Source organism: Tistrella bauzanensis (assembly GCF_014636235.1).
Taxonomy (GTDB): Bacteria; Pseudomonadota; Alphaproteobacteria; order Tistrellales; family Tistrellaceae; genus Tistrella; species Tistrella bauzanensis.
Genome location: NZ_BMDZ01000010.1, coordinates 40,081 through 66,090 on the forward strand (window position 1 = coordinate 40,081; position 26,010 = coordinate 66,090).

General features: G+C 67.0%; 18 protein-coding genes. 15 read left to right on the top strand and 3 right to left on the bottom strand.

The features are described 5' to 3' along the window. Nucleotides 1–146: 146 nt before the first annotated feature. Complete coding sequence (locus IEW15_RS06480; RefSeq protein ID WP_188575965.1) at nucleotides 147–836, bottom strand: TetR/AcrR family transcriptional regulator; 690 nt, start codon at nucleotides 834–836, stop codon at nucleotides 147–149. A 609-nt stretch (nucleotides 837–1,445) separates the two neighbouring features. On the opposite strand from IEW15_RS06480, the gene IEW15_RS06485 reads away from it, so the two are divergent. The 7 genes from IEW15_RS06485 to IEW15_RS06515 all read left to right on the top strand — a co-directional run bounded on the left by IEW15_RS06485 (nucleotide 1,446) and on the right by IEW15_RS06515 (nucleotide 12,923). Further along, nucleotides 1,446–2,945 (top strand): CoA-acylating methylmalonate-semialdehyde dehydrogenase, encoded by a 1,500-nt coding sequence (locus IEW15_RS06485; protein WP_188575967.1) that lies wholly within the window; start codon nucleotides 1,446–1,448, stop codon nucleotides 2,943–2,945. A gap of 86 nt (nucleotides 2,946–3,031) precedes the next feature. Then, nucleotides 3,032–4,303 (top strand): Zn-dependent hydrolase, encoded by a 1,272-nt coding sequence (locus tag IEW15_RS06490; RefSeq protein WP_188575969.1) that lies wholly within the window; start codon nucleotides 3,032–3,034, stop codon nucleotides 4,301–4,303. A 149-nt stretch (nucleotides 4,304–4,452) separates the two neighbouring features. Further along, nucleotides 4,453–5,826, top strand: a complete 1,374-nt coding sequence (locus IEW15_RS06495) for an NAD(P)-dependent oxidoreductase (RefSeq protein ID WP_188575971.1) — start codon at nucleotides 4,453–4,455, stop codon at nucleotides 5,824–5,826. A gap of 39 nt (nucleotides 5,827–5,865) precedes the next feature. Continuing rightward, a complete protein-coding gene (gene preA / locus IEW15_RS06500; protein ID WP_188575973.1) occupies nucleotides 5,866–7,143 on the top strand; it encodes an NAD-dependent dihydropyrimidine dehydrogenase subunit PreA in 1,278 nt (425 codons plus the stop codon). A gap of 144 nt (nucleotides 7,144–7,287) precedes the next feature. Then, a complete protein-coding gene (locus IEW15_RS06505; protein ID WP_188575976.1) occupies nucleotides 7,288–8,808 on the top strand; it encodes an NCS1 family nucleobase:cation symporter-1 in 1,521 nt (506 codons plus the stop codon). Between the two features lie 49 nt (nucleotides 8,809–8,857). Continuing rightward, entirely contained in the window at nucleotides 8,858–10,318 is a 1,461-nt protein-coding gene (gene hydA / locus IEW15_RS06510) for a dihydropyrimidinase (RefSeq protein ID WP_188575977.1), read from the top strand. Between the two features lie 274 nt (nucleotides 10,319–10,592). Then, nucleotides 10,593–12,923 (top strand): PAS domain-containing sensor histidine kinase, encoded by a 2,331-nt coding sequence (locus IEW15_RS06515; protein WP_188575979.1) that lies wholly within the window; start codon nucleotides 10,593–10,595, stop codon nucleotides 12,921–12,923. A gap of 403 nt (nucleotides 12,924–13,326) precedes the next feature. On the opposite strand, the gene IEW15_RS06520 is transcribed toward IEW15_RS06515, so the two are convergent. Beyond that, complete coding sequence (locus IEW15_RS06520; protein WP_372402850.1) at nucleotides 13,327–14,469, bottom strand: thiolase C-terminal domain-containing protein; 1,143 nt, start codon at nucleotides 14,467–14,469, stop codon at nucleotides 13,327–13,329. Between the two features lie 2 nt (nucleotides 14,470–14,471). Beyond that, entirely contained in the window at nucleotides 14,472–14,897 is a 426-nt protein-coding gene (locus IEW15_RS06525; protein WP_188575983.1) for a Zn-ribbon domain-containing OB-fold protein, read from the bottom strand. Nucleotides 14,898–15,171: 274 nt separating this feature from the next. Here IEW15_RS06525 and IEW15_RS06530 point away from each other — a divergent pair, with 274 nt between their 5' ends. From IEW15_RS06530 to IEW15_RS06565, 8 genes are all read left to right on the top strand, one after another. Next, entirely contained in the window at nucleotides 15,172–16,155 is a 984-nt protein-coding gene (locus tag IEW15_RS06530; RefSeq protein ID WP_188575986.1) for a BKACE family enzyme, read from the top strand. Nucleotides 16,156–16,303: 148 nt separating this feature from the next. Next, the gene (locus IEW15_RS06535; RefSeq protein WP_188575988.1) at nucleotides 16,304–17,932 is read left to right on the top strand and encodes an ABC transporter substrate-binding protein; all 1,629 of its coding nucleotides are present in this window, start codon (nucleotides 16,304–16,306) and stop codon (nucleotides 17,930–17,932) included. Between the two features lie 79 nt (nucleotides 17,933–18,011). Beyond that, complete coding sequence (locus tag IEW15_RS06540; RefSeq protein ID WP_188575991.1) at nucleotides 18,012–19,034, top strand: ABC transporter permease; 1,023 nt, start codon at nucleotides 18,012–18,014, stop codon at nucleotides 19,032–19,034. Further along, the gene (locus tag IEW15_RS06545; RefSeq protein WP_188575995.1) at nucleotides 19,031–19,879 is read left to right on the top strand and encodes an ABC transporter permease; all 849 of its coding nucleotides are present in this window, start codon (nucleotides 19,031–19,033) and stop codon (nucleotides 19,877–19,879) included. Before IEW15_RS06540 ends, IEW15_RS06545 begins: the two co-directional genes overlap by 4 nt. Continuing rightward, on the top strand, nucleotides 19,876–21,597 hold the full coding sequence (locus tag IEW15_RS06550; protein ID WP_188575997.1) for a dipeptide ABC transporter ATP-binding protein: 1,722 nt from the start codon (nucleotides 19,876–19,878) through the stop codon (nucleotides 21,595–21,597). Before IEW15_RS06545 ends, IEW15_RS06550 begins: the two co-directional genes overlap by 4 nt. Before the next feature lie 46 nt (nucleotides 21,598–21,643). After that, nucleotides 21,644–22,366, top strand: coding sequence for a GntR family transcriptional regulator (locus IEW15_RS06555; RefSeq protein ID WP_188575999.1), 723 nt, complete (start codon nucleotides 21,644–21,646; stop codon nucleotides 22,364–22,366). Nucleotides 22,367–22,528: 162 nt separating this feature from the next. Further along, nucleotides 22,529–23,884 (top strand): aspartate aminotransferase family protein, encoded by a 1,356-nt coding sequence (locus tag IEW15_RS06560; protein WP_188576002.1) that lies wholly within the window; start codon nucleotides 22,529–22,531, stop codon nucleotides 23,882–23,884. A 77-nt stretch (nucleotides 23,885–23,961) separates the two neighbouring features. Continuing rightward, complete coding sequence (locus IEW15_RS06565) at nucleotides 23,962–26,007, top strand: hydantoinase/oxoprolinase family protein (RefSeq protein WP_188576003.1); 2,046 nt, start codon at nucleotides 23,962–23,964, stop codon at nucleotides 26,005–26,007. The last annotated feature ends 3 nt before the right edge of the window (nucleotides 26,008–26,010 follow it).

A 26,010-nucleotide genomic window follows, 5' to 3' on the forward strand; every position in this document is an offset into this window, starting at 1 on the left:
CCAGTTTATGGGTCATGGCGTCGGCTCGGCAAGGGCCCGGCGTGATCAGGCGGGGCTGGTTTCTCGCTCCAGTTCCAGGGGGCCCACGGGGGCCTGCGGCCCCCGTGCCTCTTCCTTACCGATCTTCCGGCGCGCGCCCGCCGCCCTCAGGCCGTCGTGTCGGGTTCCGGGCGGCGATCCAGTGCGCCGATGCCCTTCACGATGATGCGGGTGATCTGGTCGGCGGCGCGGTCGAATTCGGCGCGGGGCAGGCGGTCGCGGTCGAGCACGGCCTGGATCTGGCAGGAGAAATCGGCGTAGTGCTGGGTGATGGCCCAGATCATGAACAGCAGGTGGTATGGGTCGACGGGGTCGATGCGGCCCTGGGCTGCCCAGCGGTCGATATCGGCGGCGCGGGTGGCGGCCCATTGGCGCAGGGTGGTGCGCAGATAGCCCATCAACTGGGGGGCGCCGTGGATGACCTCGTTGGCGAAGACCTTCGAGGCGGCGGGGCGGGTGCGCGACAGCTCCATCTTGGCGCGGACGTAGTGGCCGATGGCCTCGACCGGGTCGTCGCTGACGCCGAAGCGGTCGGCGGCTTCGAACCATTCGGCGATGATGCTTTCCAGCACGCGGGCGTAGAGCTGGTTCTTGGTGCGGAAATAATAGTGGAGGTTGGCCTTGGGCACGCCGGCGCGTTCGGCGATGGCGGCGGTGCTGGCACCGCGATAGCCCATCTCGGCGAACACCTCCTCGGCGGCGGCCAGGATCGCCACGGTGTTCTCCTCGCGGATCTGCGCCTTGCGGGGCAGGGGGCGCGCGGGGGTGTCGATGCCGGGCGGGGTGGCCGTGGTCATCTGGGGGCGATCCTCGATTCAGGGGGCGCCGGGTTGGCGTGTGGGCGTGCGGTTGATCAGCGTATGTGGATATCGCGGTCGAAACCTGTTCAGGACATCTTGACCGCTTGGTCAGGATACGTCTAACCTGTTCTTCAGGCGATGAAGATCGACAAGGTCAGGTCGCCGCTGGAACGGTTGCTGTGCCCCCGGCGCAACATCGTTTCAGAACCAGATCAGAAACAAGATCCGAGAGGCCGCGTCAAGCGGCCCGGTGAGGACGAGCGCCGGCCAACAAGGAACCGGCGCCGCCCATGACAGTGAGAGCAGGCAAACCGCGCCGAGGCGAACGCCGGACCCGTTGTCCGACGCCTTCGATCGACCGCCGGGAGGCCATTTGGAATGACACGAGACCCCGACCCCGCATAGACGCGCCCGCGCAAATCCGGCTCGCGTGTGCTCCGCGCTCCGTGGCTGGCATGTTGCGTGCGGCCATGCCGTTTGATCCCGTCCGTATGATCGCCCGTGATTGTGGCGAAGGCTGAGGTGTGGCCGGAAGGTTGTTCCGGCGCCCCGGCCACGCCGTCAGATCCGGCCTTCCCCCGCATCCGCCATATGAAGAGAGATCCCATGTCCCGGACCATCGAGCATCTGATCGGCGGCGCCCGCGTGGCCCCTGAAGGTCCGCGCCGCGCGCCCGTGTTCAACCCCGCGACCGGCGAACAGGTGGCCGATCTTGGGCTTGCGACCGTGGCCGAGGTGACCCGCGCGATCGATGTGGCGGCCGAGGCGTTTCCGGCCTGGGCCGCGACCCCGCCGGCGCGGCGCGCGCGGGTGATGTTCCGGTTCAAGGAACTGCTGGAGGCGCGCGCCGACGACATCGCCCGCGCGATCAGCGCCGAGCACGGCAAGACCCATGCCGATGCGCTGGGCGAGGTGGCGCGCGGCATGGAGGTGGTGGAATTTGCCTGCGGCATTCCGCAATTGCTGAAGGGTGAATACAGCCGCAATGTCGGCCCGATGATCGACAGCTTCGACATGCGCGAGCCGCTGGGGGTGGTGGCCGGTATCACGCCGTTCAACTTCCCGGCCATGGTGCCGCTGTGGATGTTTCCGCTGGCGATCGCCGCCGGCAACACCTTCGTGCTGAAGCCGTCGGAGAAAGACCCGAGTGCGGCACTGCTGGTGGCGGAACTGGCCCATGAGGCCGGCCTGCCGGCGGGGGTGCTGAACGTGGTGCAGGGCGACAAAGAGGCGGTGGACGCGCTGTTGAGCGATCCGCGGGTCGAGGCGGTGAGCTTCGTGGGCTCCACCCCGATCGCGCAGTATGTCTATGCGACCGGCACCGCCAACGGCAAGCGGGTGCAGGCGCTGGGCGGCGCCAAGAACCATATGGTGATCCTGCCCGATGCTGATCTGGACCAGGCGGTGGATGCGCTGATGGGGGCCGGCTTCGGGTCGGCCGGCGAACGCTGCATGGCGATTTCGGTGGCGGTGCCGGTGGGCGAGGGCACCGCCGACCGGCTGATCGAGAAGCTGGCGCCACGGGTGGAGGCGATGAAGGTTGGCCCCGCCACCGACCCCGATGCCGAGATGGGGCCGCTGATTTCCGAGATCCACGCCCGCAAGGTGCGCGGCTATATCGATCAGGGCGTGGCCGAGGGCGCGCGGCTGGTGGTCGATGGCCGCGATTTCCGCCTGCAAGGCTATGAGGGCGGCTATTTCGTCGGCGGCACCCTGTTCGACCGAGTGACGACCGATATGGCGATCTATCGCGAGGAGATCTTCGGCCCGGTGCTGTCGGTGGTGCGCAGCGGATCGTATGAAGACGCGGTGGCGATGATCAACGCCCATGAATACGGCAACGGCACGGCGCTGTTCACCCGCGATGGCGATGCCGCGCGCGATTTCATCGCCCGGGTGCGGATCGGCATGGTGGGGGTGAACGTGCCGATCCCGGTGCCGGTGGCCTATCACAGCTTTGGCGGCTGGAAGAAATCGCTGTTCGGCGCCCATCACATCTATGGACCCGAGGGGGTGAAATTCTACACCCGCCTGAAGACCGTCACCCAGCGCTGGCCCACCGGTATCCGGTCCGGTGCCCAGTTCAATTTCCCGGCGATGGGGTAGACTTGCCCGGCAATGGGCCAGCGGCCGGCCATGTGGCGGGCTGCACCCGGCCCGATATCCAGACCAGATCAGGGGACGATCACACCATGTCGAATATCCGGATCAATGGCGACCGGCTCTGGGACAGCCTGATGGAAATGGCCAAGATCGGTGCCACCGACAAGGGCGGCGTCTGCCGCCTGGCGCTGACCGATCTGGACCGCCAGGGCCGCGACCTGTTCGTGCAATGGGCGAAGGATGCCGGCTGCACGATCACCGTCGACAAGATGGGCAACATCTTCGCCCGCCGCGAGGGCCGCAACCCGTCGCTGCCGCCGGTGATGACCGGCAGCCATCTGGACAGCCAGCCGACCGGCGGCCGGTTCGACGGCGTCTATGGCGTGCTGGCCGGGCTTGAGGTGCTGCGCACCCTGAACGACCTGAATTACGAGACCGAGGCCCCGGTCGAGGTGGCGGTCTGGACCAATGAGGAAGGCTCGCGCTTCGCGCCGGCGATGGTGGCGTCGGGTGTGTTCGCGGGGGTGTTCGACCTGGATTACGGGTTGTCGCGCGCCGACCAGGATGGCCGCACCATGGGCCAGGAACTGGCGCGCATCGGCTATGCCGGCGACCAGCCGATGGGCAAGCCGGTGGGCGCCTATTTCGAGGCCCATATCGAACAGGGCCCGATCCTTGAGGCCGAGGACAAGACCATCGGCATCGTCACCCACGCTCAGGGCCAGCGCTGGTTCGAGGTGACGCTGACCGGCCAGGAGGCCCATGCCGGGCCGACGCCGATGCCGATCCGCCGCGATGCTCTGCTGGGTGCGGCGCGGATGGTGCAGGCGGTGAACCGGATCGGCCTGGACAATGCGCCGGTCGCCTGCGCCACCGTCGGGCTGATGCAGGTCTATCCCAACAGCCGCAACGTCATTCCCGGCCGGGTGTTCTTCACGGTCGATCTTCGCCATCCCGATGACGCGGTGCTGGCGAAGATGGCGGATGAATTCCACGCCGCCCTGAACGAGATCCTGGCCGAGGGCAAGCTGACCGCCGAGGTGGAGCAGATCTTCTATTACGCCCCGGTGCCGTTCGACGAGGATTGCGTGGGCGCGGTGCGCGCCGCCACCGCCGCCGCCGGGTTCAGCAACCGCGACATCGTCTCGGGCGCCGGCCATGACGCCTGCTATCTGGCCAAGGTGGCGCCCACCGGCATGATCTTCATCCCCTGCATCGACGGCATCAGCCACAACGAGGTCGAGGACGCCAAGCCGGAATGGGTGTCGGCCGGCTGCGAGGTGCTGCTGGGCGCGATGCTGGAACGGGCCAATGCGGGGGGCGCCACGGTGGGTGCCGGCTCGAAGGCCGACGCCGCCTGACCGTACGACCGGCCATGGCGGGGCATCGCCCCCGCCATGGCGGACGGATCGACGGACCCGCGAGGGGGCCGGGCTCTATGGTCCGGATCAACCCTTCGTTGAGAGAGCCGCGGCCGACAACAAACGACCGACAAAGGACGAGCTTCATCATGGACGAGACGGGTGACATCCGCGCCGGCCGTCTGCCGGCCGACACGATCCGACAGAACTTCCTCGACGCCCATCCGCCGCTCGACAAGCGCGCGGCACTGGTGGAGGCGAGCCGCTGCCATTTCTGCTGGGACGCGCCCTGCGTGACCGCATGCCCGACCGGCATCGATATTCCCAGCTTCATCCGCAAGATCGCCACCGACAACATGAAGGGGGCGGCAACCGACATCCTGTCGGCCAATATCATGGGCGGCATGTGCGCGCGGGTCTGCCCGACCGAGATCCTGTGCGAACAGGCCTGCGTTCGTCATGACCAGGACGAGAAGCCGGTGGAGATCGGGCTGTTGCAGCGCCATGCCACCGACTGGGTGTATGGATCGGACACGACGCCGCCCGTGCCGCTCTTCCAGCGCGGCGCCCCGACCGGGCGGCATGTGGCGGTGGTCGGCGGCGGCCCGGCGGGCTTAGCTTGCGCCCACCGGCTGGCGATGCTGGGCCATGAGGTGACGATCTTTGAGGCCCGCGACAAGCTGGGCGGCCTGAACGAATACGGCATCGCCGCCTATAAGACGGTCGATGATTTCGCGGCGCGCGAGGTGGCATGGATCCTGTCGATCGGCGGCATCACGGTGAAGACCGGCCAGATGCTGGGCCGCGATATCACCCTTGATGAACTCCGTGGCGGCTATGACGCGGTGTTCCTGGGGATGGGGCTTGGGGCGGTGCGCGCGTTGGGCGCGCCCGGCGAGGGGCTGGACGGGGTGGAGCCGGCGGTGGATTTCATCGCCCGGCTGCGGCAGGCCGACGACCGGGCAGGGGTGACGGTCGGCCGGCAGGTGGTGGTGATCGGCGGCGGCAACACCGCGGTCGACGCGGCGGTGCAGTCGAAGAAGCTCGGTGCCGAGGACGTGACCATGGTCTATCGGCGCGGCACGGCCGAGATGAGCGCCACGCCCGACGAGCAGGATTTCGCCCGGACCAATGGCGTGGTGCTGCGCACATGGCTGCGGCCGGTGGCGGTGCATGGCGCCGACGGCCGGGTGACCGGGGTTGAATTCGCCTATACCGCCCCCGATGCCGATGGCCGGCCGCAGGATACCGGCGACCGCCGGGTGATCGCCGCCGATCAGGTGCTGCTGGCGATCGGTCAGGTGCTGGTGCCCGATGGCTTTGGTGGTGCCGCGGTGCTGGAGATGGCCGGCGGCCGCATCGTCGTCGATGGCGGCATGGCCACTTCGCTGGCCGGTGTCTGGGCGGGTGGCGACTGCGTTGAAGGCGGCATCGACCTGACGGTGCAGGCGGTTGAGCACGGCAAGCGCGCGGCGCTGTCGATTACCCGGACCCTGGCGGCGCTGGAAGGCGTCGCGGCCTGAGCGGCCTGATTTTCCGACCCATTTGAAAGGATCGTCGTCATGGCCGATCTGTCCTGCAGCTTCGCCGGTATCCGCTCCCCCAACCCGTTCTGGCTGGCCTCGGCCCCGCCGACCGACAAGGAATACAACGTCGTGCGCGCCTTCGAGGCGGGCTGGGGCGGGGTGGTCTGGAAGACGCTCGGCATCGACCCGCCGGTGGTGAACGTGTCGTCGCGCTATGGCGCGGTGTCGTATAACGGCCAGCGCATCGCCGGCCTGAACAATATCGAGCTGATCACCGATCGGCCGCTCGCGGTCAATCTGGAAGAGATCGCGCGGGTGAAGCGCAACTGGCCGGATCGCGCGGTCATCGTCTCGCTGATGGTGCCGTGCAACGAGGCCGACTGGGCCTATATCCTGCCGATGGTGGAAGAAACCGGCTGCGATGGCGTGGAGCTGAATTTCGGCTGCCCGCACGGCATGTCGGAGCGCGGCATGGGTGCGGCGGTCGGTCAGGTGCCGGAATATGTCGAGATGGTCACGCGCTGGGTGAAGAAGCATTCGCGCCTGCCGACCATCGTCAAGCTCACCCCCAACATCACCGATGTCCGCCAGTCGGCGCGGGCGGCGAAGAATGGCGGCGCCGATGCGGTGTCGCTGATCAACACCATCAACTCGATCGTCTCGGTCGATCTGGACCTGATGGCGCCCGAACCGACTGTTGATGGCAAGGGCACCCATGGCGGCTATTGCGGCCCGGCGGTGAAGCCGATCGCGCTCAACATGGTGGCCGAGATCGCGCGTGATCCGGCGACCCAGGGCCTGCCGATTTCCGGCATCGGCGGTATCCAGAGCTGGAAGGACAGCGCCGAGTTCATCGCCCTTGGCTGCGGCAGCGTTCAGGTCTGCACCGCCGCGATGCATTACGGCTTCCGGATCGTTCAGGACATGATCGACGGCCTGAACAACTGGATGGACAGCAAGGGCTACAAGACCCTCGACGACGTCCGCGGCCGGGCGGTGCCGAATGTCACCGACTGGCAGTTCCTGAACATGAAATACGACATCAAGGCCCGGATCGATCAGGACCAGTGCATCAAATGCGGGCTGTGCCATATCGCCTGTGAAGACACCTCGCATCAGGCGATCACCGCCCTGAAAGACGGCCGGCGCCATTTCGAGGTGGTCGATGCCGAATGCGTCGGCTGCAATCTGTGCATGCTGGCCTGCCCGGTGCCGAGCTGCATCACCATGGAACGGGTGGATGCCGGCACCGAATACCAGAACTGGACCCAGCATCCCAACAACCCGATGGCCAATGCCGACGCTGCCGAATAGGTCTGCCGGCACCTTTTCCTGATTGTCCCGGCCGGGTGACCCGCGCTGCCATCCAGCCCCCGCGTCCGCGCGCGATGGCGGGGCGGGGCCATGCCGGCGGGGCCGCACCCTTCATGGACACGACCGGAAGGATCGTTGAACGCCATGTCAGACCATGTTCAATACGGGGCCGCCGCGCGCGGGGCCGCTCCGTCCGGCGCCACATCCGCGCATGGCCGCGCGGCGGCGCATGATCCGTCACTGTGGAATGCCGATCTGGCGCCGACCACAGCCGATCAGCGGAGCTGGGACTGGCCATCGATCGCCGCCCTGTGGGTGGGGATGGTGGTCTGCGTGCCCACCTATATGATCGCCGCCGGGCTGGTATCGGAAGGCATGAACTGGTGGCAGGCGGTGCTGACCGTGCTGGCCGGCAATGTGGTGGTGCTGGTGCCGATGCTGCTGATCGGCCATGCCGGCGCCAAGCATGGGATTCCGTTTCCGGTGCTGCTGCGGGCATCCTTCGGCACGCGCGGCGCCAGATTACCGGCGCTGATGCGCGGGCTGGTCGCCTGCGGCTGGTTCGGCATCAACACCTGGGTCGGCGGATCGGCGATCTATGTTATCCTGAACGCCATCACCGGCGATGCGGTGGCAGGCAGGCCCCTGCCGCTGCTGGGTATCGATCTGGCGCAGTTGCTCAGCTTCCTGGCGTTCTGGGCGCTGCATCTGTATTTCGTGGCCAAGGGCACGGAATCGATCCGCTGGCTGGAAAAGGCGGCGGCGCCGGTGCTGCTGGGGATGGGGCTGGTGCTGCTGGGCTGGGCCTATGTCAATGCCGGCGGTTTCGGTGTGATGCTGTCGCAGCCATCCGCCTTTGGTCCTGGCGGCGCGAAAGAGGGCCAGTTCTGGTCGGCCTTCTGGCCGGGCCTGACTGCAATGGTCGGTTTCTGGGCGACGATGGCGCTGAACATTCCCGATTTCACCCGCTTCGCCCGCAGCCAGCGCGACCAGTTTCTGGGCCAGGCGGTGGGCCTGCCGCTGCCGATGGCGCTGTTCGCCTTCATCGGCGTCGCGGTCACCTCGGCCACCGTGGTCATCTATGGCGAGGCGATCTGGGATCCGGTGGCGCTGGCCGGCCGCATGGGCGGGCTGGGCGTGGTGCTGGCGCTGGGTGCGCTGCTGATCGCCACGCTCACCACCAACATCGCCGCCAACATGGTGGCGCCGGCCAACGGCTTTTCCAATCTGGCGCCGTCGCGGATTTCGTTCAGGATGGGGGGGTACATCACCGCCGGCATCGGCATTGCCATGTTCCCCTGGAAGCTGCTGGAATCGGCCGGTGGTTATCTGTTCGTCTGGTTGATCGGCTATTCGGCGCTGCTGGGGCCGATCGCCGGGCTGCTGATCGCGGACTATTTCTTCATCCGCCGCACCCGGCTGGATGTGGACGCGCTGTTCAGGTCCGATGGCCCCTATAGCTATCGCGGCGGCTGGAATCCGGCGGCGGTGATCGCGCTGATCGTCGGCATCCTGCCCAACCTGCCGGGTTTCCTGTCCACCGCCGGCATCATCGGCCCGGTGGGGGATGTCTGGATCCAGATCTATGGCTATGCCTGGTTTGTGGGGCTGGCCGTTTCCGCCATTGTCTATCTCGGCCTGATGCGGGGCAGGGCCTCCGCCTGAGCGCCCCGCCATCCGGCCCATCTGAACCGTCACCAAGGGAGCAGAACCAATGTCGCTGCTGATCAAGGGAGGCACGGTCGTCACCGCCGACCAGACGATGCGTGCCGACGTCTATTGTGCCGACGGCCGGATCGCCGCGGTCGGCGAGGCGCTTGACGTGCCCGCGGGCGCCGAAGTGGTCGATGCCGGCGGCGCGCTGGTGATGCCGGGCGGCATCGACCCTCACACCCATATGCAGTTGCCGTTCATGGGCACGGTCACGAGCGAGGATTTCGAGAGCGGCACCGCCGCGGCGCTTGCCGGCGGCACCACCTCGATCATCGATTTCGTGATCCCCGATCCGCAGCAGCCGCTGATGGATGCCTTCCGCACCTGGCGCGGCTGGGCGGAGAAGTCGGTGGCCGATTACGGCTTCCATGTCGCCGTCACCTGGTGGGACGACAGCGTGCATGCCGATATGGGCCGGCTGGTGCGTGACGAGGGCGTCAACAGCTTCAAGCATTTCATGGCCTATAAGGGCGCGATCATGGCACCCGACGAGGTGCTGGTGCGCAGTTTCGAGCGCGCGCTTGAGCTTGGGGCGATGCCGACCGTTCATGCCGAGAACGGCGAACTGGTCTGGACCCTGCAACAGAAGATCAAGGAGCGCGGCTTCACCGGCCCCGAGGGCCATCCGCTGTCGCGCCCGCCTGAGGTGGAGGGCGAAGCCGCGAACCGCGCGATCCGCATCGCTCAGGTGCTGGGCGTGCCGATCTATATCGTCCATGTCTCGTGCAAGGAGAGCCTGGAGGCGATCACCCGCGCGCGGCTGGAGGGCCAGCGGGTGTTCGGCGAGGTGCTGGCCGGGCATCTGGTGGTCGATGACAGCGTCTATCGCCATCCCGACTGGGACACGGCGGCGGCCTATGTGATGAGCCCGCCCTTCCGGTCGAAGGAACATCAGGCGGCGCTGTGGAAGGGGTTGCAGTCGGGCAATCTGCAGACCACCGCCACCGATCATTGCTGCTTCTGTGCCGATCAGAAGCGCATGGGGCTGGGCGATTTCACCAAGATCCCGAACGGCACGGCCGGTGTGGAGGACCGCATGGCGGTGCTGTGGCATCACGGCGTCAATGCCGGCCGGATGACGCCCAATGAATTCGTCGCCGCGACATCGGCCAATGCCGCGAAGATCTTCAACATCTATCCGCGCAAGGGCGCCATTACGCCGGGCGCCGATGCCGATCTGGTGGTCTGGGATCCCAAGGCCAGCCGGACGATCTCGGCCAAGACCCACCATCAGAAGATCGACTTCAACATCTTCGAGGGCATGACCGTGGAAGGATCGGCGGCGGTGACGGTGTCCGCCGGCGAGGTGGTGTGGAAGAACGGCACGCTGGACGTGCGCACCGGCCGTGGCCGCTATGTCAAACGGCCGAATTTCTCGCCGATGTTCGAGGCACTGGGCAAGCTGGCGGCCAGGACCGCGCCGATGCCGGTGGATCGCAAGCTGCCGACGGCGGCGGAGTGATGCCCCGGTGAATAAATACAGGAGCATGGCGGCCGCCGCTTGACCGTCACCCGATATGGAATGCATCTTCAAGATGTATTCCTGTGCGATATAAGTACTTGAAAGGGCGCCGGAGTCCGCTTCGGCGCCCTTGTCATGTCCGCCCGTCACGGCATCATCCGGCGATCGCTGGTCAAGCCTGCTGATCGCATGACGCAGGCGGGGCGACCGTGTATCGTCTGCTTGGGATCAGGCATCAGGGACGGGCGATCGCACCGTCGGACGGGAGGCCGGGATGGCGATCGATCCGATCGCGCTCAACCGGATGTGTTTGCGCGCCGCGGCTGCGGCAGGTGGCCATGCCGAGGCAATCAGAGCCTGGGCCGGCGCGATCGGCGACGCCTTCGGTGCCGCCCGCGTGGTTCTGTGGCTGTCGGCCCCTGCCTCGTCGGCGGTGCAGTGCCTTGTCGACTGGAGCGGACCGCAAGCGGCCGGCGGCGGTGACAGCCGTGGCGGGCGGACTGAGCAGGTCGTGCGGCTGGCGGTGCGCCCCCGCCCGGTGCTGTTGACCCTGACCATGCCGGGCGGCATCGTGCCCATCGATCCGGATCTGGTGGCGGATCTGGCCGCGCAGTTGCAATTGATCCTGAACGGCATGGCGGCCGACGAGCGGGCACGGCTGCTGGCGGGCGCGCTCGATGCGGTGGATGACGGCGTGCTGATCGTCGAGGCTCGCCCGGTCGATGGCCCGCCATCGGGCTTGACCCATGCCAGCCGCCATTTCGGACACGTCGCCCCCTTCGCCGCGCTGCCGCCGCCACTGGACCGGCCGGGTGTGGTGGGGCCGCTGAGGGCGGCGATCGGCCGCAGCCTGGCATCGGGCCAGGCCGAACGTGTCGCGGTTCTGGATCCACGCGCCGATGGCGATGCCGGGATCGCCCGGCTCGACATAAGCTGCCTGGCACCCTCCGGACTGTTCGCCGGCGGCTGGATGGCGGTGCTGCGCGACCCCGAGGGCGGCCGACAGGGCGCCGAGGCGGCGGAAGCGCGGGAGCGCATGTTCCGCGCGCTCTATGACGCCAATCCGGTACCGATGTGGATCTATGATGAGCACAACCTTAGGTTGCTGTCGGTCAACGAGGCGATGGTGACCAAATATGGTTACGACGCCCATACGCTGCTTGGCATGTCACTGCTGGATCTGCGGCCGGCCGAGGACGTGCCCGCGGTGATGCAGGTGCTGTCCACACGGGCCCGCGCCCATGAGGTGAGCGGCCCCTGGCGGCATCGGGCGGCCAATGGCGATACCTTCCATGTCGAGATCGTCACCCACCGGCTTGAATGGGAGGGGCGCGCGGCAATTCTGACCGCCGCCTTCGACATCACCGAACGCGAGCTGGCCAACCGGGTGCTGCGGATGCGTCAGGCCGATTCCGACCGGCTGCTGCGGGTGCAGTCGGCCATCCTGGATTCCATTCCGGCGGTGGTATGGTTGCTGGACGCGGCCGGCAATGTGGTCGCGATGAACCGGGCCTGGCACCGGCTGGCGGCGGATCTGGGCGACACCGCGCCGGAAATCCGGATCGGACAGGATTTCCGGGGCAGGCGCGATGGATTTGGCGGCGCCGGCGGCGGACAGCCGGGGCCCGGTGGTGTCGAGACCGCGCGGTCATTGCCCGCCGGCATGGTCCAGGCGGTGCTGTCGGTGCTGTCGGGACAGAAATCCGAGGCGAGCCACGACTTTCCCGTCATGGTCGGAACCGCGACCCGCTGGTTTCAGACCACGGTGACCGCGGTTGTCGATGCCCAGGGATTGCCGGGCGGGGCCGTGGTGATGTCGATCGACATCTCGGCGATGAAACGAGCCCAGTTCGACATCCTGGCGGCGCAGAACCGCGCCATTGCCGCCAGCGCCGCGAAGTCACTGTTCCTGGCCCATATGAGCCACGAACTGCGCACGCCGCTGAACGCGGTCATCGGTTTTGCCGATGTCATCGAGGGCGAGATGCTGGGGCCGGTGGGCGTGCGGACCTATAAGGATTATGCCGGACATGTCTCGGTTGCCGGGCGTCATCTGCTTCAGGTCATCGATGGCCTGCTGGATCTTGCCAATATCGAGACCGGCAGCCTGATACCCGACCGTCAGCCGGTCGATCTGGCGCAGATCGTGGCCGAGGCCGCCGCCGCCTGCGGCACGGCCCTGCGCCGCCATGGCGCCCGCCTGGACCTGCTGACCCAGGGGTCGGCGGCGATGGAGGCCGATCCCAGGCTGCTGTCACGGATGGTCCAGGCCCTGATCGACAACGCCGCCCGCCATGGGCGCGAGGGCGGCTGCGTTCGGGTGCGCGTGGACGGCACCGACATCCGGGAGGTGCTGATCGACATTGTCGATGACGGCCCCGGCATCGCCGCCGAGCGGCTGCATGGCCTGACCGAACCCTTCGCCACGCCATCGGGTGATGTGCGGACGGCGACATCGGGGGTGGGGCTGGGCCTGCCACTGGCGCGGCACTATGCCGAACTGCATGGCGGACGGCTGGAACTGGTCGACCGGCAGGCGGCGGGCGGCGGTGGCGAGACCGGCCTTGCCGTGCGCGTGGTGCTGCCGCGTCATCCCGGAACGTGATACCCGTTTCTCTGCGAACGGGTCTTCGACGTGCCAGATTTCGGATGACCCGGCATAAGGATCAAGGGACACCTATGCCGGGCCATCCGTATCAGCCATTGGGGCCGGCACCTGGTCCTCCAGATCCCGCACCATCACCGTCTCCATGAGACTGGTCTTGCAGGTCCGTCACGTCCGGGGGATCGTTTGAGCCGGCAGCTTTTCCATCCGTATAGTTCAAAGAGTCCCAGTCAACGGGGGGAGGGGCACATCCCACCATCAGGCCCGCCAACGCAATTGTCACAACCAGTCCACGCATCACGCCGCCCCCCAATTCCGGTGGTCGTTTAAAGATCTGTGGCCATGCCCCGGAACAATCAATCGGTTTTATGGAATGACCTTGGCCATGGTGACCGGGAGGCGGTCAGCGCCTTGCCAACACCACCGTGCCGGCGGTGCCGAACATGCCGCCGACCCCCTGGACCACCGAGATTTTTGCGTCCTGTACCTGCGCGCCGGCCGGTGCGGTGCCGCGCATCTGGCGCACCGCCTCTTGCAGCGCATACATGCCATACATCCCGGAATGCATGTAGTTGATGCCGCCGCCATTGGTGTTCATCGGCAGCCGGCCGCCAGGAGCGGTATGGCCGTCGGCGATGAAGCCCGCCGCCTCGCCCGGTTTCACGAAGCCCAGCGCTTCCAGGCCATAGAGCGGCACATGAGCGAAGGCATCATAGATCATCAGATGATCGACATCCGCGCGGGCAATGCCAGCCGAGGCGAAGGCCGCATCCCCTGCCACCTTGAAGGCGCGCGAGGCGGTATATTCCTTCATCTCGGTGATCATCAGATGTTCGACGCTTTCACCGGTGCCGATCACGTCGACCGGCCGGGTCGGGAAATCGGCCGCGCGCTCTGGTGAGGTCACGATCAGCGCGCCGCCGCCATCGGTGACCAGGCAGCACATCAGAATCCGGAACGGCCAGGCGATCATGCGTGAGGTCAGCACCTGATCGATGGTCACCGGATCGCGGCGGAAGGCGCGGGGATGGAAGCCGGCCCATTGCCGCTGCACCACGGTGACCCGGGCCAGATCCTCTTCGGTGACACCGAAGGTCTTCATGTAGCGCAGGGCCGGGATCGTGAACAGCGTTGCCGCCATCGTGGGGGTATAGCCCAGTTCGAACTGGCCCATCAGCGAATGGGCCGGCACCGTCCATGGCACATTGCCAACCCGCGACCGGCCGCTCTCACCATGGGTGATCAGCACCGTCCGGCACAGACGGGCCTGGATGGCCGCCGCCGCATGGGCGACATGGGTCATGAACGAACAGCCGCCGATATTGGTGGCATCCACCCAGGTCGGCGTGATGCCCAGATACTGCGCCAGCATGGCCGGGTTTTCGCCCGCGGTGGCGATGCCGTCGATATCGGCCGGTGTCAGGCCGCAATCGGCCAGCGCGTTCAGGGCGGCATCGGCGTGCAGGTCCAGTTCCGACATATCGGGCAGAACGCCCAGCCGGGTGGTTTCGGCGGCACCGACGATCGAGGCGAGGGGGCGGGTCAGGCTCATGCGGCCTCTCCGGATGCAGCGGCGCCGGCCGGGCGGAACTTGGGCAGGGTGATGGTGTCGGACACCCTGTCGAACACCACCTCCAGGGCCATGTCCAGCATCAGGGCCTCGGGCGTCTGGGGGCAGTCGACGATGTTGGTCATCATCATCGGCCCTTCTTCAAGACGGACAACCGCCACCGCATAGGGGCCGTCGCCATCCTTTGGCACCATGTGGTTGATGACATAGCTGTGCAGGGTGGCGCGGCCCGAACACCGCAGGGCCGTCACGTCGCGGCTGCCGCAGGACGGGCAGAACGGCCGGGGCGGGAAATGGCGGCCGTCGCAGGCGTCGCAGGCCTGCACATGCAGTTCGCCGCGCGCCGCGGCCTCCCAGAACCACGCCGTCGATGGCGTCGGCTCGGGCAGGGTGCCTCTCAACATCGTGTACCCCCGTCTGTCGGTTTTCATGCACAAGCAGTTTGACAAGTGGGGGCCATATGATCAAATCTTTGATCAAAGATCGAACGAGAAACGACGCCGACCCGGTAGACACCCCGAAAGCGGCTGCCCCCCTGACAGAACGATGCGATCCGCGACCGGCCGTTATGGCAGATGCCTGCGCATCTGCCGGGCGGCGAGGGGATCGCTCGGCCTGATGCACCGCGACCGACCGGACCCGCGCCACCCTCCCCGCAGGATACGAAGGAACCGCCCCATGGCCGGAGCGCCCGAAACCAACGCCGCGGATGCCGCCCCCGCGAAGAAACGCAATGCGCCCAAGAAGCTGATCATCAGTTGCGCCGTGACCGGGGCGGTTCATACGCCGACCATGTCGCCGCATCTGCCGTTCACGCCCAACGACATCGCGACCCAGGCCGTGGATGCCGCCAAGGCGGGCGCCGCGATCCTGCATCTGCATGCCCGTGACCCGGAAGATGGCCGGCCGAGCCCGAAGCTTGCCCATTACGAAGGCTTCGTGCCGCGCATCCGCCAGCAATGCGATGCGGTGATCAACATCACCACCGGCGGCTCCACCGCCATGACCATGGAGCAGCGGCTTGAAGGGCCGCTGGGTCTGGCGCCCGAGATCTGCTCGCTGAATATGGGCTCGATGAACTTCGTCTATTCCGACCTTGGCAGCCGCTATCAGGACTGGCGCTTCCCGTGGGAGAAGCCCTATGTCGAGGCCACCAAGAATGTGATCTTCCGCAACACCTTCGGCGATATCGAGACCATCCTGCGCGAGATGGGCGAGACCCGTGGCGCCCGGTTCGAATACGAATGCTATGACGTCGGCCATCTGTATACGCTGGCGCATTTTCTGGACCGCAAGCTCGCGACCCCGCCGCTGTTCGTGCAGATGGTGTTCGGCATTCTGGGCGGCATCGGTGCCGACCCCGACAATCTGGCGCATATGAAGACCATCGCGGACCGCCTGTTCGGCGACGCCTTCGAATGGTCGGTGCTGGCCGCCGGCCGTCACCAGATCAATTTCGCGACCATGGCGGCCGCGATGGGCGGCCATGTCCGGGTCGGCATGGAAGACAGCCTCTATGCCGGCCCCGGCCGGATGGCAGAGTCGAATGCCGAGCAGGTCGCCAAGATCCGCCGCATCGTGGAAGAGCTGGGCCGGCCGGTGGCGACCCCTGACGAGGCCCGCGAGATGCTGGGCGTGCGTCAGACCGCTGCCGCCGCCTGATCATCATCTCTCCCGTCCACATCCGGAGCCTGGCCAGGCGGGGAGCGCCACGGGTTCCGGACGGGGACGGGCAGACGACCGTCCTTGAAGCCCCCGAGACGGACGATTCCAAACAAGAACCGCACGGGACCATCGACAGGAGGCAGGAATGCTGCACACACGGCCAAGGGGGCGCATACGCGCTCACCTTTTCGCAGCGGCGGCGTCGGCGGCGCTGACGCTGATCGGCATCGCGGGTGCCGCCCATGCGCAGAGCCGGGAAGAGACGCTGCGCGTCGTGACCGGCGGCCAGGTCAACAGCCTGGATGCCGGCATGCAGGGCATCACCCGCGACGGCTTCGGTCTGAACTGGAACATCTATGACCGGCTGGTGAGCTGGGACCGCAAGAAGTTCGGCGACGGCTATATCTACGACTTCGACAAGATGAAGGGGGAGCTGGCCGAAAGCTTCACCATCAGCGATGACGGCCTGACCGTCACCTTCAACCTGCGCAAGGATGCGACCTTCCACGACGGCTCGCCGATCACGGCCGAGGACGTCAAGTGGTCGCTGGACCGCGCGGTGTCGCTGAAGGGCCCCGGCGCGCAGATGGGCACCGGCTCGCTGAAGTCGCCCGATCAGTTCAAGATCGTCGACGACCACACCATCCAGGTGACCCTGGACAAGCCCGACCGGCTGGCGGTGCCCAATCTGGCGGTGGTGTTCCCGGTGATCCTGAACAGCGACCTCGCCAAGGAACATGCGACGGCCGAAGATCCCTGGGCGACCGAATGGCTGAAGGAAAATCAGGCATCGGGCGGCGCCTATAAGGTGTCGTCGTTCAAGGCCGGCCAGCAGGTGGTGCTGGACCGTTTCGACGACTGGAAGAGCGGCCCGCTGCCCTATTTCAAGCGGATCATCGTTCAGACCGTGCCTGAGGCATCGACCCGCGCCAGCCTGATCGAGCGCGGCGACGCCGACCTCTCGATCGACCTTCAGTCCAGCGACGTTCTGGCGCTGAAGGGCCGTGATGCGGTCAAGGTGGTGTCGATCCCGCAGATCAACGCCTTCCAGATGATCGCCTTCAACACCCGCATGGCGCCGTTCGACGACCCGAGGGTGCGTCAGGCCGTGGCCTATGCCCTGCCGTTCGACGACATGTTCACGGCGGCACTCTATCGCCGTGGCGCACCGCTCTGGGGTGCGAAATGGGAGAATGGCCTGCCGGATACCGGCAAGTTCCCGCAGCGCCTGCCGTTCTCGACCAATCTGGACAAGGCCAAGGCGCTGCTGGCCGAAGCCGGCCATCCGGGCGGTTTCAAGACCAGCTTCTCGTTCAATGTCGGTTCGGCGGCGACCAGCGAGCCGATCGCGGCGCTGCTGAAGGAATCGCTCGCCAAGATCGGCATCGACGTCACGGTCGAGAAGGTGCCGGATGCCCAGATGGGCACCCTGATTTCGGAAAAGAAGCTGCCCTTCTTCACGGAAAGCGCCATCGCCTGGCTGCCCTCGGCGGATTATTTCTTCCGGGTGTTCTTCCAGGGTGAGACCCGCTGGAACTATGGCTCGTTCGTGGATGAGGAACTGGCCGAACTGACCGCCAAGGCCCGCTATGAGCGCGACCCGGCGGCCTATGAGACGGCAGCGCGCCGGATGGTGGCGATCGCCGCCGAGAAGGCACCGGTGGTGATGCTGTGGCAGCCGGCCCTGGATGCCGTGATGGCCAAGGACATCGACGGCTTCACCTACTGGTTCCACCGCCAGACCGACTATCGCAGCCTGACCCGCACCAAGTAACGTGGATGTGGCCCCGCCTTGTCTCCGGTCACCTGGGCCGGAGCAAGGCGGGGCCACCATCCAGGACAGGAGACCCATCATGCGAACCATCGCATACCGGTCCGCCCGACGGCTGATCGCCGCCCTGCCGGTGCTGCTGGGCGTGCTGGTCTTCACCTTCGTGCTGATGCGGATGTTGCCCGGCGACCCGGCCGTGTTCTTTGCCTCCGGCCCCAGTTCCGGCGAGGCCGAGATCGAGGCGATGCGGGTGAAGCTGGGGCTGGACCGCTCGGTGCCGGAGCAGTTGCTGCTGTATCTGGGCGACGTCGTGACCGGCGATTTCGGCACCTCGATGACCACCGGCCGGCCGGTGCTCGACGATTTGTCGGAACGGCTGCCGGCCTCGCTGGAACTCACCATCCTGGCCTTGATCCTGGCGCTGGGCACGGCTCTGCCGCTGGGCATCCTCGCCGCATTGATGCCGGGCTCGATGGTCGATCACGCGGTGCGGATCGTGTGCACCGCCGGAGTCGCCATGCCGACCTTCGTGTCGGGGCTGCTGCTGATCTTCGTGTTCTATTACCTGCTGGGCTGGTCGCCGGATCCGACCGGCCGGATCGATGTCTTCCTGATCGCCCCGCCCGAGGTGACCGGCTTCCTGCTGATCGACAGCCTGATCGCCGGTGACGGCGAGGTCTTCATGGCGGCGCTGGGCCAGTTGCTGCTGCCGGCCATCACCATGGCGCTGTTCGTGCTGGCGCCGCTGGCGCGCATGACCCGGGCCTCGATGCTGGCGGCGCTGGGTGGCGATTTCGTGCGCACCGCCCGCGCGCTGGGCCTGCCGGCCTGGAAGGTGGTCAATGTCTATGCCCTGCGCAACGCCATCCTGCCCGTGCTGACCACCACCGGCATCATGTTCTCGACCATGCTGGGCGCCAATGTCCTGGTCGAGAAGGTGTTCTCCTGGCCGGGGGTCGGGTCTTACACGCTGGATGCGCTGCTGGCGTCGGATTACGCGCCGGTGCAGGGCTTCGTGCTGCTGATGGCGGGCATCTTCGTCATCGTCAATCTTCTGGTCGATCTCGCCTATGGGATCGCCGATCCAAGGGTCGCCATCGAATGAGCACCGCCACGCTGAAACATGTGGGCTGGGTTCTGCGCGGCAACCTGGTCACCGCCGCCGCGGCCGCCGCCGCCCTGATCCTGGTCATCATCGCCATCATCGGCCCCGCGATCGCGCCGCATGATCCGCTGGCATCGAACGTCGCCATCGCCCTGACCCCGCCATCGGCCGACAACTGGTTCGGCACCGACCGGCTGGGCCGCGACATCTTCAGCCGGGTGCTGGTCGCGACCCGCCTGGATCTCGGTATCGCCATCGCCGCCGTGGCGCTGTCCTTCGCCATCGGCACCGCCATCGGTGGTGCGGCCGGCTATCTGGGCGGGCGCTTCGACAAGATCACCGGCCGCATGGTCGATGTGGTGATGGCGTTTCCGCTGTTCGTGCTGGCCATGGCGCTGGTCGCGGCGCTGGGCAACCGGGTGGAGAACGTGGTCTATGCGACCGCGATCATCAATCTGCCATTCTATATCCGCTTCGCCCGCGCCGAGGTGAATGTCCGCCGCGAACTGGGCTGGGTGGAGGCGGCGCGTGCCTCGGGCAATGGCAAGATGGCGGTGCTGTTCCGCTTCCTGCTGCCCAATGTGATGCCGGCGATGATGGTGCAGATCTCGCTGAACCTGGGCTGGTCGATCCTGAATGCCGCCGGCCTGTCGTTCATCGGCCTGGGCGTGCAGCCGCCGACCCCGGAATGGGGCATCATGGTGGCCGAAGGCGCCCGTTTCATCACCACCGGCTATTGGTGGACCGTGGCCTTCCCCGGCCTTGCCCTGGTCGCCACCGTGCTGTGCTTCAACCTGCTCGGCGATGGTCTGCGCGACATGCTCGATCCGAGGATGCGGACATGATGGCGGATAACGGAGCAACTCTGATCGACACCCGCCGCCAGCGCACCGCGCCTGCAACCGGCGAACCGCTGCTGTCGGTCAGGGATCTGAAGGTCGGCTTTTCCACCCGTCGCGGGACAGTCGAGGCGATCCGCGGCATTTCATTCGACATCGCCGCCGGTGAGGCGCTGGGCGTGGTGGGCGAAAGCGGGTCGGGCAAATCGGTGACCGCCTATGCGATCACCGGCCTGCTGGATCGCGCCGGCCGCATCGATGGCGGCCAGATCGTCTATCGCGGCGGCAATCTTGTCGGTGCCCCACGCTCGACGTTCAAGCGCCTGCGCGGCGGCGCGATCTCGATGATCTTCCAGAACCCGCGCGCGGCGCTGAACCCGATCCGCAAGGTCGGCGACCAGTTGGCCGATGTGCTGGCGGCCCATGAAGGCCTTGGCCGGCGGGCGGCGCTGGCCAAGGCGGTGCAGTTGCTCGATCAGGTGCGGATCAATGATCCGGCGAAGCGGATGGCGGCCTATCCGCATGAATTGTCGGGCGGCATGTGCCAGCGGGTGATGATCGCGCTGGCGCTGGCCTGCCATCCGGACCTGCTGATCGCCGACGAGCCGACCACCGGGCTGGACGTCACCACCCAGAAGACCGTGATGGATCTGGTGGCGACGCTGACCCGCGAGCGCGGCATGTCGATGATGCTGATCACCCATGATCTGGGCCTCGCCGCCGCCTATTGCGACCGGATCGCGGTGATGGAACGCGGCCTGCTGGTTGAAGCGGCACCGGCCGGTGCCCTGTTCGCGCGGCCGGAACACCCCTATACCCGCCGGCTGGTGGCGGCGACGCCACGCCGGACATCGACCTTGTCCGATCTGATGGCCGTCGCCCCGGAAGCCCTGGATGTGGCCCCGGCCGAGGCCGCCGGACACCACGCGCCGGCGACCGCCAGCCCGGCGACGCCACTGCTGGAACTGCGCGGGCTGTTCAAGCGTTTCGGCGACATGAACGCGGTCGATGATGTGAGCTTTTCGCTGAAACCCGGCCAGGCGCTGGGGCTGGTGGGGGAAAGCGGATCGGGCAAGACCACGATTTCGCGCATGGTCTGCCGGCTGCTGGATACGACCGGCGGCGAGATCCTGTTCGACGGCGAGGATATCGCCAGCGTGCCGGCCGATCTGTTTCACAAGCACCCGTTGCGCCGTGACATCCAGATCGTGTTTCAGGATCCGACCGACAGTCTGAACCCGCGCTTCACCGCCTTCGACAGCATCGTCGATCCGCTGCGCCGGCTGACCGCTCAGAAAAGCGGTGTCGCCCTGCGCCGGCGTGCCGAGGAACTGGCCGATCGGGTGGGGCTGCCCCATGACCTGCTCGACCGCTTTCCGCATCAGTTGTCGGGCGGCCAGAAGGCGCGTGTCGGCATCGCCCGGGCGATCGCCGTGGAACCGCGACTGCTTATCCTGGACGAGCCGACGGCGGCACTCGACGTTTCCGTTCAGGCGGTGGTATTGGGATTGCTCGATCGCCTGCGGCGCGAGACCGGGCTGACCTATCTGTTCGTCAGCCATGACCTGAACGTGGTCAGGATGCTGTGCGAGACGGTGGTCGTGCTCAGGCGTGGTCAGGTGGTGGAAGCGGGCGACAGTGCCACGGTCTTCGAGCGGCCGGCCCATCCCTATACGGCCGAGCTGATCGCGGCGATCCCGCATTTCGAGCCGGATGCGGCGTGACCGGATGGCGCGGACGATGATGACTGGCCGGGGCAAGGAGATGGATGTGACCCAAAATCTGATGGATCTGGCTGGCATCGACAGGCCGATGAAAACCACGCTGCGCGACCAGATCTATACCCAGTTGCGATCGGCGATCATGGCCGGGCGGTTCCTGCCCGGGCAGCATCTGGGGATCATCGCACTGGCCGAGGCGCTGAATGTCAGCGCCATGCCGGTGCGTGAGGCGCTGCGCCAGCTTGTGGCGGAAGGGGCACTCGAAATGCTGCCCAACCGCATGGTCAAGGTGCCGGTCATGACCCATGAACGGTTCCGCCAGATCCTGGGCATCCGCCTGCTGCTGGAAGGCCATGCCACCGAGCTTGCGGCACCACGGTTCACGCCCGCGCAATGCGACCACCTTCAGCAGCTGTCGGACGGCATGACCGCCGCATTGCTGGAGAATGATGCCGAGCGCTATTTCGCGCTGAACCAGGACTTCCACTTCACCATCTATGCGGCCGCCGAATCGGATGTGCTGATGCAGCATATTCGTATGCTGTGGCTGAAAATGGGTCCGTTCATCCGCCTGAGCTATAGCCAGAGTGGTGTGAAGGCAACCGAGGTTAACCACGGCGAGGCGATTGCGGCCCTGCGCGCCCATGACGCGACCGCCGCCGCCAATGCCATCCGCATGGACTTGATGGAAGCCGCCGACGTGATCCAGGAGGTCAACCCGGCGGCCTTCACCGAAACGGATGCTGTCGATATATCACTGGTCGATTTGTGATTTTCTGCTGACGACCCTCCACACCCGCGCCCCCGCGCCCGACAATCCTGGCCTCTGTCTCCCGTTTCATCGCCGGGATGCTCGAATGACAGGGTGTGCTGCTTGACAGGCACGGGCATGAGCGTAAAGTTTGATCAAAGATCGAAGATACGAGGTAGCCTGATGTCAGGACGTCCCCATCGCTGGGTCAACCAGCACGCCCCAGCCCAGATCCTGCCCAAGGCCCTGCGCGGCGAGGGCGTTTACCTGCATGACGCCGATGGCCGCCAGTATATCGATGGCTCCGGTGGCCCGGCGCTGTTCTGTCTGGGGCATTCGCACCCCGAAGTGCTCGATGCCATGCGCCAGCAGCTGGGTGCGCTGGAATTCGGCTATTCGACCACCTTCACCACCGATGCGATCGACGCCCTGTCGGAGCTGCTGGTGGAACAGGCCGGCGGCAATCTGACCCGCGTGTCCTATATCTCGGGCGGCTCGGAAGCGAACGAGACCGCGATGAAGCTGGCCCTGCAGTGCCAGCGCGCCCGCGGCTTCAAGGGACGCACCCGGTTCATCGCCCGCAACCAGTCGTGGCACGGCTATACCCTGGGCACGCTGTCGCTGTCGGGCCATCCGGCGCGGCGCGCACCCTATGAGCAGGCGCTGCTGGATGTCATTCATGTCTCGGCCGCCAATGCCTATCGCCCGATCGCCGGTGCCGGCCAGGGGCCTGAGGGGTTGGCCGAGGCGCTGGCCAATGAGTTCGAGCAGGCGCTGATCGCGGCCGGCCCTGAGACTGTGGCGGCCTTCTTTTTCGAGCCGGTGGTGGGGGCGGCCGGTGGTGCTGTGCCGGCGCCGGCCGGCTATGCCCGGCGGATGCGCGAGGTCTGCGACCGCCATGGCGTGCTGATGGTCTCGGACGAGGTGATGTGCGGCGTCGGGCGCTGCGAGGCCTGGCGGGCGCTGGCGGTGGATGGTGTCGAGCCCGATATCATGACCATCGCCAAGGGCCTGGGTGGCGGTTATATGCCGATCGGCGCCGCGATCTATTCCGAACAGGTCTATCAGGACATCATCGCGGCCGACGGCAAGGTGGCGACGGTGCACACCTATTCGGGCCACACGCTGGCCTGTGCGGCCTCGCTTGCGGTGCAGACCGTCATCCGCCGCGATGGTCTGGTCGAGAAATGCCGGGCCGACGGGCTGGTGCTGCACGACATGCTGACCGATGCCTTCGGCGACAGCCCCTTCGTTGGTGATATTCGCGGTCGCGGCTTCTTCCGTGGCATCGAGCTTGTCGCCGACCGCGCGACCAAGGCGCCGTTCGCGCCCGAACTGGGCCTGGCCGCGAAGATCGCCGAACTGGCCTTCCAGAACGGCCTGATCTGCTATCCCTCGCCCGGCACCGCCGACGGGGTGCGTGGTGATCATGTGCTGCTGGCACCGCCCTTCATTGCCAGCCACGATCAACTGGCCGAGATCGTCGACAAGCTGAAGCGGACCGTCGATGCGGTGCTGCCGGCCGTGAAGGCGGCGTGAGCCATGGCCGCGATCCTTATGTTCCGCCCCCTTGTCCCACCCGCTTCTGCCCCGCTCCCTTCAGCACGGATCGTTCCATGACCAAGTCTGTCACCCCGGATATCTCCCCCCGGCGCTGGCGGGTCGGCATCGACATCGGCGGCACCTTCACCGATGTGGTTGCGATCGACACCGCGAGCGGTGAACGCCGTCTCGCCAAGGTGCCGACGGTGCCGTCGGCTCCGTTGAGCGGGTTGGTCGCGGCGCTGGAGGCGGTGGGCCTCGGCTGGCCGCAGGTCAGTGAACTGGTCCATGGCACGACCCTGGTCACCAATGCGCTGGTCGAGGGCAAGACCGCGCCGGTCGCCCTGGTGACCACACTGGGCTTCGAGGATGTGCTGTCGATCGCCCGGCAGAGCCGCCACACCCTGTATGATCTGGCGACCCTGCCGCGGCTGCCGGCCGATGTGCCGCCGGAATGCTGTTTCGGCTTCGATGAACGGGTCGATGCCCAGGGCACCGTGCTGAAGGCGCCGACCACGGCCGAGATCGAGCGGGTGGCCCAGGCGGTGAAGGCCTCGGGCGCGGGTGCCGTCGCCGTGGCGCTGCTGCACGCCTATGCCGAGCCCGCCCATGAAGCGGCGCTGGGGGCACGGCTGCGCGACCTGATGCCGCATGTCTCGCTGTCGCATGAGGTCAGCCCCGAGGCGCGCGAATATGAACGCACGCTGACGACCGTGTTGAATGCCGGCGTGATGCCGCTGGCCTCGACCTATGTCGAGCGGCTGGGCGGCCATGTGCCCGAGGGCACCCATGTGCATCTGTTTCACTCCGCCGGCGGCATGACCTCGCTTGCGGCCGCCCGGGCACGGCCGCTCTCGCTGGCGATGTCGGGTCCGGCGGCAGGTGCCGCCGCCGCCGCCGGTGCGGCGGCTCAGGCAGAGATCGCCCGCGCGCTCGCCTTCGACATGGGCGGCACCACAACCGATGTGTCGCTGATCGTCGATGGCGTCGTCGAGATCGCAAGCAACCGCAAGCTGGCCGGCCGGCCGGTGCGCCAACCGATGGTGGCGATCGAATCGATCGGCGCCGGTGGCGGGTCGATCGTGCGTTCGGCCCATGGCGGGCTGACCATCGGCCCGGACAGCGCCGGCGCCGATCCGGGACCGGCGGTCTATGCCCGTGGCGGCGCCCGGCCGACCATCACGGATGCCAATGCCCTGCTGGGCTATCTGGATCCGAACCGGGTTCTCGGCGGCTCGATCCGGCTGGATCTGGACGCGGCGGCCAAGGTTCTGGCGCCGATCGGTCAGGCGCTGGGGCGTGACACGGCAGGCACAGCCCTTGGCGTGGTTCAGGTCGCCAATGCGGTGATGGCGCGCGCGCTGCGGCGGGTGACGGTGGAGCGGGGCGTGGATATCCGCGGCTGCACGCTGATCGCCTTTGGCGGCGCCGGGCCGATGCATGCCTGCGGGCTCGCGCGCGAAGTGGGCATCGATCATATTCTGGTGCCGGGGGTGTCGGGCGGGTTCTCGGCCTATGGCTGCATCGCCGCCGAACCATCCTTCACCATGCAGCGCACGGTGCGCCTGAAGCGCAGCGACTGGTCCGAGGCGCGGTTCGATGCCGCACTGGCCGATCTGCGCGATCAGGCGGCGACGCCGCTGGTCGAGGCGGGCTTCGATCCCGCCCGGATGGAGGCCGCGGAAGTCGCCCTGCTGCGCTATGTCGGCCAGTCGGATGCGGTCGAGGTGCCGGTTGCCGGCATGCGCGGCGCCGACGACATCACCGCGGCTTTCCACGAAGCGCATGTCCGGCTCTATGGCTATGCCACCGACGAACCGTGGGAAGTGGAATCGATCCGTGTGCGGGCCTCGGTGCCGGCGGTGGCGATCGCCGATGCGCCGGTGACGGCGGCGGGCGAGACCGACGACCTGCCGGTCAACAGCCGCAATATCTGCTGGTTCGAAGGCTCAGGGCCGGTCGATACGCCGCGGATCGATCGCGAGCGCCTGGGCGTGGATGTCCGCGTTCAGGGGCCGGCGATCATTGAGGACGCGGTGTCGACCGTGGTGGTGGAGCCGGGGGCCGTCGCCTGGGCCGACCGGTTCGGTCATCTGCATATCCGTCTGACTGGGAGCTGAGGG